Here is a 12,694-nt window from a genome sequence, read left to right on the forward strand (position 1 = left end):
TCACGAAGCCCGGCACCCCACCAGCCCCGCCGGCGATTGAGGCGCGGGGGCCGGGGGCAGCGCCCCCGCAACGGCGCCGCACCCGAACCCCGTGGTGACACCCGGCGCAGGCCCGTCGGGACGCAACCGCACCCCTCGGCCCTGCCCGCGCGGCGCCGCCCCCGCGGGTTCAGCTTCGTGATTGCAAGCGCTTCGTGAGGATTCCGCCCGCCACCATCAGGGCCACGCCGAGCCACCACACGTTGCCGTCGAAGACGAGGACGGCGATTCCGATCGGCACCAGCAGCCCGGCCAGCGGGAGCAGCAGGCCGGCTAGGCGGGGCGGTTCCGCGCCCTGGCCGGCCGCCTCGCGGGTCGCGCGGGCGCGCACGACCTCCGGGTACCAGCCCGTGAACCGGAGGGCCGCGACGATCGCCAGGATCTGGATGATCCAGCCGGTCCAGATGTTGTTCGGATTGTGCAGGACCAGGTCCCCGTAGGCGCCCGCGAGGGCCGCCACCACGAAGGCGAGCCCCCACACCGCCGTGATCACGTAGTTGGTCCGGACGAAGGCGGGCGTGTGCCAGAGCGCGGGGTCGACCTGCTCGCGGGCGTACTGGAGGGTGAAGGGCATCCCCACGGCCATGGAGCCGAAGGCGATCACGGCGAGGGTGATGTTCGCCAGCTCGCCCGCGTACGTCTCCAGCCAGCGCAGCGTGCCCGCGCTCGCGGTGGCCCCGACGACGGCCAGCGCGGCGAAGAACACCACGTCGGCCAGTTCCAGCAGCTTCCAGGAGCTGCCTCGGTTGACCACGCGGCTCAGCACGATCAGCGTGACGGCCGTCGCCAGTGCGATCCCGACCGCGATCTCGAACCGTCCCGGTCCGACGAGCAGCGAGAAGACGATCCACGGCGCCATGCCGATGACCGGGTTCTCCAGGAATCCGGAGATTCCTCCGGTATCCGCGCCGTATGCCTCGGTCCGCCGCATTCCTCCATCGTCCGCGCCCGGCGGCCCACCGGCCATCCGGGGACGCGGAGAGCCAAGGAGCGGCCCGGGCGTTCCGGCGGCTCGGTCAGGAGGTGCGGCGGTGGACGAGGACGGCCTCGACGGGTGCGACCGGCGGGGCCGTTCCGGTGTCGATCAGCTCGTGCACGGTGTCGGCGATCCGGGCGGCCGACGGCAGCTCCAGCCGCACCGTGGTGAGCGCGGGCTGCTGGAGCGAGGACAGGACGAGGTCGTCGCAGCCGACCAGGGCAACGTCGTCCGGTACGGAGACGCCCTCCGCCTGGAGCGCGTGCAGGAGCAGGGCCGCGTATTCGTCGTTGTACGCGAAGACGGCGTCCAGCCCCAGGCTCCGCCACCGCCGGGCGAGGTCGGTCGCGGACTCGCGGGTGTAGGCCAGCTCGAGGGGCGTGACCGTGGCCATGTGGCGGGCGGCGACGGACTCGGCGCCGGCGAGGCGCGGCTGGGCGAGCGTGCCCAGGCCGCGTTCGAGGGGCATGACGACGCCGATCCGGCTGCGGCCCCGGGCGATGAGGTGCTCGGCCGCGGTGGCGCCGATCCTGGCGTGGTCGAAGCCGACGGTGTGCACGCCCGCGACGGGATGGGCCGCGAAGGCGAGCAGCCCCCGCACCCCGGCGCGGCGCAGCAGCTCGGCGGCCTGGCCGCCGAAGCGGTCGCCGTCCATGGCGACCACGGCCGCGGGGCGCATCTCGGCCCAGGCCCGGGCGGCGTCGAGGGGGTCGGCGAACCGGCCGGCGTGGAGCACGGCCGTGTAGCCGTGCCGGTCGAGCTCGCTGTGCAGGTCGTCCACCCAGTCGCTGACGAGACGGCCGATCGCGGAGATCGACGCGGGCATCAGGACGAGGTTGCTGCGGCCTGCCCGCAGGGACCGGGCGGCGGCGTGCGGGACGTAGCCGAGCTGGCGGGCCGCGTCGCGCACCCGGGCGCGGGTGTTCTCGCTGACGCGGTGGCCGGGGGTGTCGTTCAGCACGAAGGAGACGGTGGCGCGTGACACCCCGGCGAGCCGGGCCACGTCGGCACTGGTGATGGACGCTGGGACGCGTGTGTCTTTGGCCATGACGTCCCTCGGAGCTCCTTCTGCCGGACTCGTACGGCTCCTTTCAGGTTACACGAGTCAGATGAAGCAGCCGGGAGTCGCCGGCGAGATCGTCGAGGGCGCCGACGACCGAGTCGAAGCGCATCGTGCTGCGGGTGGCGGTGTCGTACGGGTGCCATCGCGGCAGGTCGGAGTGGTTCGGGTCGCCGGTGCGGACGAAGCCGATCCAGGCCTGGTGCATGGCGTGCGCGAGGCCGTCGCGGACGGCGGGGGCGATCCCGGCCGCGAAGGGGGCGTGCGCCCACTGGTCGAAGTTGTCGAAGACGAAGGGGAGTTCGAGGCAGTGCGCGGCGCCGAGCCGGCCCTCGTACGCGGGCGCGGGCAGGTCGAACTGGTAGGCCCAGACGGGCCGCCCGAGCTCGGCCCTGGCCTCGGCCAGCCGTACGGCGGGGACCCGGAAGAGCTCGTCCGTGATCAGGTCCATGAGGACGTCGTGCGGGCGGGCGCCGGGGCGGGTCCGCTCGTACGCCGCGTACACGGCGGGGGCGCGGGAGGCGCCGAAGGTCTCCGCGATGCGGTCGGTGACCTGCTCCCGGGTCGCGGCGGCGTACCGCTCGTCGAGCGCGAAGCCGAAGGCGGCCTCCTCCCGCGTCCAGCCGATCATGACGTCGATGTCGGCCGGCGCCCCGCTCAGCAGGGCCTCGGCCGGATGCCGGGGCAGGGTGGCGCCGTCGATCACGGGCAGGAAGGGGGTCGGCCAGTACCCCCACCGCATGGTCCGCCCGAACAGTCCGGCGGCCGCTCCGATCAGCTCGGGCCAGGGCAGGGTGCGCAGTTCGGCCTCGTCCTTGACCCCGGCGAGCTCGAGGTAGACGGCGGTGCGTTCGAGGGCGGCGTCCGGGGCGGGGAGGTCCAGGCCGAAGGGCGGGCTCTGCAGGATCACCCGCTTGATCAGGCCCCGCGTCCGCGGATGCCCGGCGAGTGCGGCGGTGGACACGGCGCCGCCCGACTGCCCGGCGACCGTGATGGCGTCGGGGTCGCCGCCGAAGGAGGCGATGTTCTCCCGCACCCAGTGCAGGGCGGCGAGCTGGTCGGTGAGCCAGTGGTTGGCGCCCTCGCCGGGGCCGAGGCAGAGGTAACCGAGCGGCCCGATGCGGTAGTTGATGCTCACGACCACGAGGTCGCCGTCGCGGGCGAAGGTCGCGCCGGAGTAGCCGGGCAGCGACCCGGAGCCGGACACGAAGCCGCCTCCGTGGATCCAGACGAGCACCGGGCGGCGGGCTCCGTCGGCGGCGGGCGTCCAGACGTTGAGGGTCAGGCAGTCCTCGTCGAAGGGGGGCTCGCCGTGGCCGCCGAGCACCGGGTCGCCGCCCTCCTGGTAGAGCTGCGGCGCGCTCGGCCCGTCGGCGGTGGCGTCCCGGATCCCGGTCCAGCCCGCATGCGGCCGGGCCGGGCGCCAGCGCAGGTCGCCGACCGGCGGTTCGGCGTACGGAACGCCGCGGAAGACGAGGAGCCCGTCCTCGTCCGCGCCGCGGAGCCGCCCTGCGGGCAGGTCCACGACCATCGGGTCCTCGCCTGGAGAGTGAGCCATGTGCCGGTCCTTCCTGGCCGCGCGCCGGATGCGCGCCGACACGAGGAGACTATTGCGCAAAATTATCGGCCGTCAACACTTCGCAATAACAGAGCCCGGGGTCGGGGCTCGGGTCTCTCTCCCCCAGACCTCACAGCCACAGACTGTCCGCGGCCATGCGCTCCGCCTCCGTGCGCAGCAGCGGGGCGAAGACCCGCCACAGCACCAGGCAGGCCCCGGCGCCGAGCAGGGCGCCGGCGAAGGTGTCGCTGAGCCACTGGGCGTGCAGCCAGGTCCTACTCCCCATCATCGCGAGGACGTACGTGGCACCGACCGGCCACCACCAGCGTCGCGCACGGGGCGGGAACACCACCAGTCCGGCCACGATCACCAGGGTCACGGCGCTGAACACCTGGCCGGAGGGGTACGAGCCCTCGTTGACCAGGACCCACGGGTGCGGCGGACGCGGGCGGTCGGCGAGCCGCTTGAGCGGCAGCAGCACGACCACGTTGGCGGCGACGGCCGCCGCGAGGACGAACAGCGACGAGCGCCAGCGCCCGTACACGCACAGGACGCCGATCAGCAGGAGCGGCAGGATCATCCCGAGCGGGCCGCCGAGCCGGTCGAGCACGAGGGCGAACCCGCCGTCCCCGGCGGCGGACGAATTGTTCACCGAGGCCTCCCACCAGTCGTCGAGCCCCTGAAAGAAGGGCCGTTCGACCGCGCGGAGCAGCAGGGCGACGAGCAATGGCAGGAGCAGGAGGGCGATCCCCCAGGCGAGCGCGTGACGGGGCGGCGCGGCCGGCAGGTGGTGCGGGGGCCGCGGTGCGGGGGCGGGCGGGTGCGTTGGGCGCGACGAGCGCGAGGAGTGGGTCATGGCGGGCCTTTCACGGGCGCCCCGGAGAGCGGACACGGGAGGGCGAGCGGCGAGGTTGGACAGCGGGAACGGCTGCGGGGACGGACGGCCGGGGGCGAGCGGCGGGGCTACACGGCGACGGGACCAGCGGCGAGCCGCGCACGACAACGGCGGCGCGGCGACCGACCGACGCGGAGCCTCCATCGCCACCGCCGAGCGGAAGACCACCGCTAGGCGAAGCCAAGGGCGGAACGGAGGCCAGCCCCAAGAGCCAAGGACGGACCGCAGGGGCTGGACGGAGGGCAAAGCCAAGGCGCGGGACGCGGGCAAGGCCGAGGGCGGAGCGGGGGCAAGGCCGAGGGGCTGGACGGGGCGAGGTCGAGGGCGGAACGGAGGGCCAGGCCAAGGGTGGAGCCCAGGGCCCGGCCAGGGGCGTAACCAGGAGCCAGGGGCGCAGCCGAGGGACAGGGCCAGAGGGTAAGGCCGAGGGGCCGGACGGAGGGCAAAGCCGAGGCGCGGGACGCGGCAAGGCCGAGGGGCGGAGGCGGGGGGCTGGACGGAGGGCAAAGCCAAGGCGCGGGACGCGGCAAGGCCGAGGGCGAAGCCCAGGGGCCGGACGGAGGGCAAGGCGAGGCGCGGGACGGGGCAAGGCCGAGGGCTGGACGGGGGCAGGCCGAGGGGCGGGGGCGGGGTCGAGGGTGGGGCCCTGGGGGGAGGGGAAGGTGGGCGCCGGCTCAGGGGGCCGGGGTCCGGGCGGTGGGTTGGGGCCCCGGCGGGGTTGGGGCCCCGGCGGTGGGTTGGGGCCCAGGCGGTGGGTTGGGGCCCAGGCGGTGGGTTGGGCTGCGGGCTGCGCCGCTGCGGCACGGAGTATGGCCGAGACTCGGGCCTCGCACAAGCGTTGGTTACACGTCATGGCACAAGGGATCTCTGGGCGGTCACGATCTGCACCAGGACCCGGCCGAACCTCTGGCGGCGGCCGGAAATGGGTGCTACACAGTGTCCAGCGCCGCAGGTGACACGTGTAACAACATCAGGTAACCGCGCTCGTCCGCCGCTTCTCCCGGCGTCCCCGGCCGCCGCCGCGTCCCCCGCGCCACCCCTCCCCCGTACGCGGCGCCCCGCACACCGCCACCTCCCCGCTCCGTCCCCCGAGGAGTCGTCATGGCCCTGCCCGACGTCGTCGAACCCGTCCCCGCAGCCCCCGAACCGCCGCGCCAGCGCGGGCTGTTGCCCCTGCTGCTGTTCGCGAACTCCGCCATGATGGCGGTCTACATGGGTGTGGGCTCGGTCCTGCTGCCCCTCCAGGTCGCCGCCATCGACCCCGTCAACAAGGTCGCGGTCCTGGGCCTGATCGGCGGAGTCAGCTCGATCTTCGCCACCGCCTTCAACCCGATCGCGGGCGCCCTGTCCGACCGCAGCAGACGCCGCGGCCCCTGGATCCTGGGCGGCGCCCTCGCCTCGCTCGCCGCCCTGGCCCTGCTCGGCAGTGTGAGCACCGCGCTCCTGGTCGGCACCGCCTGGTGCCTGGCCCAGGCGACCATGAACGTCTACCAGGCCGCGGTCACCGCGATCGTGCCCGACCGGATCCCGGCCGCCCGCCGCGGCACCGCCTCGGCGCTGGTCGGGCTGGGCCTGCCCATCGGCGGCACGGTCGGCGTGCTCATCGCCTCGCAGACCGCGGACCACCTGCGTACGGGCTACCTGATCTTCGGCGCGATCGTCGCCGTGGCGGCGCTGCTGCTCACCACCCTCTGCCGGGACGTCCCGCGCACCGCCGCCGCCGTCGAGGCGGCGGCCGCCAAGGCCGCCCGCCCCAAGGGCTCCGGGATCGCCGCCTTCCTCTCCTCGCTGTCCCACCACGACTTCCGGTGGGCCTTCATCGGCCGGGCCCTGATGGTCCTCGGCTACTTCTCGGTCGTCGGCTACCAGCTGTACATCCTCGACGACCACATCGCGCTGCCCGCCGGGCTGACCCCGCCCGCCGCGATGGCGGTCCTCACCCCGGTCTCGATGGTCGCGATGGCCCTCTCCACGGTGCTCGGCGGCCTGCTGTCCGACCGGTGGAACCGCCGCAAGGTGTTCGTCGGCGTCTCGGCCGCCCTCGCCGGACTGGTCATGGCGGTCCCCGTGATCAGCCCGACGTGGACCGGCATGATCGTCTTCAGCGCGCTCAACGGCCTCGCCTTCGGCTGCTTCATGGCCGTCGACACGGCGCTGGTCACCCTCGTCCTGCCCCGCGCCGAGGACGCCGCCCGCGACATGGGCGTCCTCAACATCGCCAACGCCGGGCCGCAGATCGTCGCCCCCTTCGTCGCCTCGGCCATCGTCACCGGACTGGGCGGCTACACCCCGCTCTTCCTGGCGGGCGGGGCCCTGTCGCTGATCGGCGCGCTGGCCATCCTCCCGATCCGCAGCGTGCGCTGACCCCGGGTGCCGGGTCCGCCGGGCCCGGCATCCCCCGTAAACCGCCCCACCCGCCCACTCACCCACCCCTCCGAAGGAGCATCCCCGTGAATCGCAAGCGCGTTCTGCCGCTGGCCGCCCTGCTGCTGTGCACCCCGGCCCTGGCCGGTACGGTGCCCGCGGCCGCCGCCCCGCGGACCGCCGGCCCGGCGCCCGAACGCACCGCCCCGCTGCGGATCCTGCTCACCAACGACGACGGGTACGACGCGCCCGGCATCCGCAAGGCCTTCGAGCGGCTGACCGCGGCCGGCCACGACGTCACGATCGTGGCCCCGCTGACCAACCAGAGCGGCACCGGCACGAAGGTGTCCAACGCCCCCACCATCGTGGTGAAGCACCCCGAGCCCAAGGTGTGGGCGGTGGACGGCACTCCGGGCGACTCCGTCTCCTTCGGGCTCGCCGAGGTCTTCGCGGCCAAGGCCCCCGACCTCGTGGTCTCCGGCACCAACTTCGGCCCGAACGTCGCCGGGCTCGCCACCCACTCCGGTACGGTAGGCGGCGCCGTCGCCGCGCTGGAGTCCGGGGTGCCGGCCATCGCCCTGAGCACCGGCGGCCTCACCGTGCCCGACCCGGTCACCACCGTCAACGCGATGGGTCCGACCCTCGACTTCGCCGTCAAGCTGATCGACCGGCTGCGGGCGCGGGCCCGGTCCGGGCGGCTGCTGCCCGCCGGAGTCGGCCTCAACGTCAACCACCCGGTGGTCGGCGCCGACGGCAAGGGCACGGCCGCCGGTGTGGCCGCGACCTTCCAGGATCCGCAGAACTTCCTCCAGCCGGACTTCACCGACTCCGGCGACGGCACTTGGAAGGTGTCCGTCAAGGTCGCGCTGCGGCCCGCCGCCAAGGGCGGCGACCTCGAGGCGGTCGCTGCGGGCCGGATCGCCGTGAGCCCGATGAACGCCGACTGGAACACCGGCCTGGCCGACCACGCCGTAACCTCCGCCCTGATCGCCGGGCTCCGCCCGTGAGACGCCGGCGCGGACCGCTGCTCGGCGCCGTCCTCGCCCTGGCGCTGGGGCTGCTCGCCCCGGCCGCCCCGGCGGCGGCGCGGGGCGGCGGGGCGCCGGACCCGGTGGTCTCCGTCGCGCAGGGCTCCCTGCGCGGACAGACCCGGGACGGGGCGCAGGAGTTCCTGGGCGTCCCGTACGCCGCTCCCCCGGTCGGGGAGGCCCGGCTGAGGGCGCCGGGGCCGGCGGCGCGCTGGACCGGGGTGCGGGAGGCCGTCCGGCAGGGTCCGGCGTGCCTGCAGTTCTCCCCGTTCGGCCTGCGCGATCCGGCGGCCGTCAGCGAGGACTGCCTGTACCTGGACGTCTACCGGCCGCGGTCGGCCCGTCCCGGAGCCCGGCTGCCGGTGCTCTTCTGGATGCACGGGGGTGCGTACAGCCAGGGCACCGGGACCCAGTTCGGCGGGCGGACCATGGCCGAGCTCACCCAGACCGTGGTGGTGAGCATCAACTACCGGCTGGGGCAGCTCGGTTATCTGGAGCTTCCGGAGCTGAACGGGCCGCGCGAGGTGCGGTCCGGCTCGTTCGGGCTGATGGACCAGATCGCCGCGCTGCGGTGGACCCGGGAGAACATCGGCGCCTTCGGCGGCGATCCGCGGAGCGTCACGGTTTCCGGGCAGTCGGCGGGGAGCGGGTCCGTGTGCGCGCTGCTGGCGGCTCCTTCGGCGGCCGGCCTGTTCCACCGGGCGGTGCTGCAGAGCGGGCCGTGCACCTTGCTGCGTACGACCGACCGGGCCCGGGCCGAGTCCCTGGCGCGGGAGTTCGCCGCGCGGGCGGGGTGCTCCGGTCCGGCCGGGGTGGCCGCGTGTCTGCGCGGGGCCTCGGGGGCTGCGCTGGTCGAGGCGGCCCGTACGCTGCCCACTTCGGGTCCGGCGTCGGGCGACGGCCTGCTGCCGGTCGGGCCGGAGCGGGCGATCCGCGGCGGCGCGTGGAACAGGGTGCCGGTCATGATCGGCAGCACCCGTTCCGAGGGCCGGTTCTTCGTCGCGCTGACGCAGCCGAACCTGACCCGGGAGCAGTACGCGGCGCAGGTCCTCGCGGGGTACGGGGCCGCGGGGCCCGAAGTGCTCGCACGCTACCCGGTGGAGGCCCACGGCTCGCCGTACCTGGCGCTGTCGGCCGTGCTGACGGACTCGACCTTCGCCTGCCACACCGCGTGGACGGCGGAGCTGTTCGCCTCCCAAGTGCCGACGTACGCGTACGAGTTCGACGATCCGCGGTCACCGACGCTGGCCGGGGCGCAGGTGCCGGGCCTGGACCAGTCGAACGGGCACAGCGCCGAACTGGCCTATCTGCACGACTTCACCATGGGTGAGCGGCCGCTGACCCCGGTGCAGGTGGCGCTGGCGACGCGGATGAAGCGCTACTGGGGTGCCTTCGCCCGCTTCGGCGCGCCCGTCGTGCCGGGCCAGGTGCCGTGGCCGGCGGCCGTGCCCGGCTCGGGGGTCGCCCCGGTGCTGACGCTCGGCCCGGGGCCGACGGGCCCGGGCTCGTCGTTCGGGGCGGACCACCAGTGCGCGTTCTGGCGGACGCAGCCGGACCGGCCGCTCTGATCAGGCGGCGGGTCTGATCACACGGCGGCTCCGCTCAGGGAGCCGCCCTGATCACACGGCCGCACCCGCGGCCGTACGGCGGCGTCGGCGCCGCAGGACGACCAGGGCCGACGCCGCCACCGCGACGAGCGGGGCGGACACCGTCAGGAGCCAGACCGGGATGCCGTCCCCCACAGTGAGCAGCTCACCCCGGTAGACGACCCTGCGGTAGGGGGTGTCCTGGGCGGTGGCCCGCAGTTCGTGGTCGGCGTCGATGCGGCCCGGCTCGGGGAACCGCTGGTCGATCGCGGTGAGGAACACCGGCTGTCCGCCGGTGAGTTCGGCGAGCGGTCCGTCCTTCGGGGCGATCTTCCCGGCGAAGGTCACCTCGGGGGCGGATCCGCCGATCGTCGAGCTCGGCTCCATGCGGTGGTCGGCCAGGACGTACAGGCCGAGGGACTGGGGGGACTTGGCCATCCGGGAGAGCCGCATCGGGTAGACCGGCGTCGGGCTGTCGAAGCGGATCCTCAGCGGGTCCAGGTCCCCGCGCAGCGGTGTGCCCGGCTGCCGGGGGGCCAGTCGTACCGCCACGTACTCCCACTTCCGGTCGACGTAGGGCTTGACCTCGGCGGTGAGCCGTTCGGGGAGGTCGAAGCCGTTGGTCTCCAGCCAGTTCTTCAGGGCGTCGGGGTCGGTGGCGGTCAGGCGGGCGACGTCGAAGTCGCCGAGCCGCTCGCGGCCGACGACGCCGACGCCCGGGTCGGCGCTGCCGGGCGGCGGCGCGCCGGCGGTGGCCCCGTCCGTGGCGGAGAAGGGCCAGTCGCCGTCGCGCGGCCAGAAGTAGCCGCGGGTCCTGCGTTCGGGCCGGGTCAGCCGGGAGAGTTCGCCGAACACCTCCGCGTCGCCCAGTTCCACCGTGGCCCGGCCCGGCACGGGCATGATCCAGGCGGCCCGGTGCGCGTCCCCGTCGACGGTGAACCGCATCACGATCTGTTCCGTACGGCCGTCCCAGCGCACGACGGAGGTCTCGCGGTCGACGCCGATCCGGGACTGCCGGTCGGGCACCATCGCTCCGCATCCGCACGCGAAGGCGGGGTTGGCCAGGGCGCCCACCTGGGTCGCGAGCAGGGCGAACAGCAAGGCGGCGATTCTTCGTCTCATCCACACGGGGTCTCAGACGACGGCCCGCGCGATCCGGTTCCGCGGGCTCGGCAGACGGCCTTCGGACATGTCGGCGCCATCTTCCGGTCATCCGGCACTGCCAGCATGCCGTCCGAAAAGTTGTATATACAACTCCGACGGGAGCACCGGTGTCCGCGACTCGAACCCTCCACCCGCCCGCCTTCTGGCTGCGCGACAACTGTCCGTGCGCCGACTGCCGAGATCCGCGCACCGGCCAGAAGCTGTTCCAGATCACCGACCTGCCCGAGGACCTGGCCGTCGGCCGGGTACGGGACGGCGTACCGGCGGCCGACGGCAGCCCGGGCCGGGAGGTGCGGTGGGAGCCCGACGGACACCGGTCCGTCTACCCGCAGGCCTGGCTGGCCGCCCACGCACCCGGCGCCGGCGGCGCGCCCCGGCCGGGCGACGGCCGGACCGAGGCGGACAAGGAGCTGTGGGCCGCGGCGGACCTGCACGGACGGCTCCCCGAGGCCGGCTGGGAGGCGTACACCGGCGACCGGCGGGTGCGGATCCGGGCGCTGGAGAGCGTCGCGCGCCTCGGCTTCGTCCTGCTGCGCGGCGTCCCGCGACTGCCTCGTCTTCGACAACACCCGCCTGCTGCACGCCCGTACGGCCTTCGCCGAATCCGGCGCCCGCCACCTCCAGGGCGCGTACGCCGACCTCGACGGCCTGCTGTCCACCCTTGCCGTCCTGCACCGCGAAGGAGACCGCGCATGACCGCCCGCGACCAGGGGCCCGGCCCCGTCGACCTGCTCGCCGCGCTCTTCGAGGGCGAGGGCGGCTCCGAGTACCTGGGAGAGGCCGTCACCCAGGCCGGTCACATGCTCCAGGCCGCCGCACTCGCCGAGGCGGCCGGCGCCCCCGCGCACCTCGTCGCCGCGGCGCTGCTGCACGACATCGGGCACTTCCACGGGACCGTGACCGGACGGGACCTGATGGAGGGCGGCCTGGACAACCGGCACAGCCACACCGGAGCCGACTGGCTGGCCCAGTGGTTCGGGCCGGAGGTGACCGAGCCGGTGCGGCTGCACGTCGCCGCGAAGCGGTACCTGTGCACGGCCGAGCCCGGCTACTTCGACCTGCTGTCCGAGGCCTCCGTGCACACCCTGCGCGTGCAGGGCGGGCCGATGACCGAGGCCCAGGCGCGCGCCTTCGAGGCACTGCCGGGCGCGGCCGACGCGGTGGCCGTCAGGCGCTGGGACGAACAGGCCAAGGACCCGGACGCGGCCGTCCCGGACTTCGACTCCTTCCGCCCCCTGCTGGAGGGGCTGCTGGTCAGGGCCTGAGCCTGCGGCCCAGGGCGCCGGCCGAGGTGCTGTGCGCGGTGAAGGCCACCGTCCCCGGCAGGTACCGGTCCTGGGACCACTCCACCGGGACGCCCGCCGGGTCGGTGGAGCGCCTGCGTTCCCGCAGCAGCGACTCCCCGGCCCGGCAGCCCAGCAGGCGCGCGTCGTCCTCGTCGGCCGGGGCGATGTCGATGGTGTGGTGGGCGTCGGTGAACAGTACGCCGTGCAGGGCGAGTTGCTCCGAGTACGAGACGGTGTCCGCGGGCATGGCCGCCACCAGCTCGCCGACCGCCCCGGGATATGTCGTGCGCTCGACCATCACGGGGGTGCCCGACAGCGTGCGCAGCCTCAGGAGGCGGTGGACGGGGGCGCCGGGTTCGATCCGCAGCTGCTCGGCCTCCTCGGCGTCCGCCTGCCCCGGGACGACGGAGACGGTGCGGCCGCCCGGCCGCTCGCCCAGCGAGCGCGCCCACCGGGTGAAGCTGCGCAGCTCGGTGGTGCCGGCCGCGCCGCCCGGCCCGGCCTGCACGACCCGGCGGGTGCCGCGGCGGGAGGTGATCAGGCCGTCGCCGCGCAGCGCGGCCAGCGCCTGGCGGACCGTACCCCGCGAGACGCCGTAGCGGCGGGCCAGTTCGTCCTCGGCGGGGAGCCGGGCCCCGGAGCCGTACTCGCCCGCGGTGATGGCGGCCCGCAGGTCCGCGGCGACCTGGAGGTAGAGCGGGGTCCGGGGCGGTGGTGCCTGGTTCACGGGACCGGGAC

General features: G+C 74.7%; 10 protein-coding genes. 4 read left to right on the forward strand and 6 right to left on the reverse strand.

Annotated elements, in window-relative coordinates:
- Positions 1–169 precede the first annotated feature (169 nt).
- The 4 genes from ACFWP3_RS30655 to ACFWP3_RS30670 form a co-directional block, all read right to left on the reverse strand.
- A complete protein-coding gene (locus ACFWP3_RS30655) occupies positions 170–970 on the reverse strand; it encodes a hypothetical protein (protein ID WP_384227450.1) in 801 nt (266 codons plus the stop codon).
- An 85-nt stretch (positions 971–1,055) separates the two neighbouring features.
- Positions 1,056–2,063 (reverse strand): LacI family DNA-binding transcriptional regulator, encoded by a 1,008-nt coding sequence (locus tag ACFWP3_RS30660; RefSeq protein WP_384227452.1) that lies wholly within the window; start codon positions 2,061–2,063, stop codon positions 1,056–1,058.
- A 43-nt stretch (positions 2,064–2,106) separates the two neighbouring features.
- Complete coding sequence (locus ACFWP3_RS30665; protein WP_384227455.1) at positions 2,107–3,633, reverse strand: carboxylesterase/lipase family protein; 1,527 nt, start codon at positions 3,631–3,633, stop codon at positions 2,107–2,109.
- A 130-nt stretch (positions 3,634–3,763) separates the two neighbouring features.
- Positions 3,764–4,489: a phosphatase PAP2 family protein gene (locus tag ACFWP3_RS30670; RefSeq protein ID WP_384227457.1), complete on the reverse strand. Its 726-nt coding sequence runs from the start codon at positions 4,487–4,489 to the stop codon at positions 3,764–3,766.
- A gap of 1,140 nt (positions 4,490–5,629) precedes the next feature.
- Here ACFWP3_RS30670 and ACFWP3_RS30675 point away from each other — a divergent pair.
- The 3 genes from ACFWP3_RS30675 to ACFWP3_RS30685 all read left to right on the forward strand — a co-directional run bounded on the left by ACFWP3_RS30675 (position 5,630) and on the right by ACFWP3_RS30685 (position 9,488).
- Positions 5,630–6,892, forward strand: coding sequence for an MFS transporter (locus ACFWP3_RS30675; protein ID WP_384227459.1), 1,263 nt, complete (start codon positions 5,630–5,632; stop codon positions 6,890–6,892).
- Positions 6,893–6,978: 86 nt separating this feature from the next.
- Complete coding sequence (surE, locus tag ACFWP3_RS30680) at positions 6,979–7,899, forward strand: 5'/3'-nucleotidase SurE (protein WP_384227461.1); 921 nt, start codon at positions 6,979–6,981, stop codon at positions 7,897–7,899.
- On the forward strand, positions 7,896–9,488 hold the full coding sequence (locus ACFWP3_RS30685) for a carboxylesterase/lipase family protein (RefSeq protein WP_384227463.1): 1,593 nt from the start codon (positions 7,896–7,898) through the stop codon (positions 9,486–9,488). Before surE ends, ACFWP3_RS30685 begins: the two co-directional genes overlap by 4 nt.
- Positions 9,489–9,539: 51 nt before the next feature.
- Here the strand turns inward: ACFWP3_RS30685 and ACFWP3_RS30690 are convergent, their stop codons facing one another.
- Entirely contained in the window at positions 9,540–10,628 is a 1,089-nt protein-coding gene (locus ACFWP3_RS30690) for a DUF2330 domain-containing protein (RefSeq protein WP_384227465.1), read from the reverse strand.
- Positions 10,629–10,777: 149 nt separating this feature from the next.
- Here ACFWP3_RS30690 and ACFWP3_RS30695 point away from each other — a divergent pair, with 149 nt between their 5' ends.
- On the forward strand, positions 10,778–11,935 hold the full coding sequence (locus ACFWP3_RS30695) for a phosphonate degradation HD-domain oxygenase (RefSeq protein WP_384227467.1): 1,158 nt from the start codon (positions 10,778–10,780) through the stop codon (positions 11,933–11,935).
- Here ACFWP3_RS30695 and ACFWP3_RS30700 read toward each other — a convergent pair.
- The gene (locus tag ACFWP3_RS30700; protein WP_384227469.1) at positions 11,925–12,683 is read right to left on the reverse strand and encodes a GntR family transcriptional regulator; all 759 of its coding nucleotides are present in this window, start codon (positions 12,681–12,683) and stop codon (positions 11,925–11,927) included. The two genes, ACFWP3_RS30695 and ACFWP3_RS30700, sit on opposite strands and share 11 nt — an antisense overlap.
- Positions 12,684–12,694: the final 11 nt, after the last annotated feature.

It is taken from the genome of Streptomyces sp. NPDC058525 (genome assembly GCF_042719495.1).
In the GTDB taxonomy this organism is placed as follows: Bacteria; Actinomycetota; Actinomycetes; order Streptomycetales; family Streptomycetaceae; genus Streptomyces.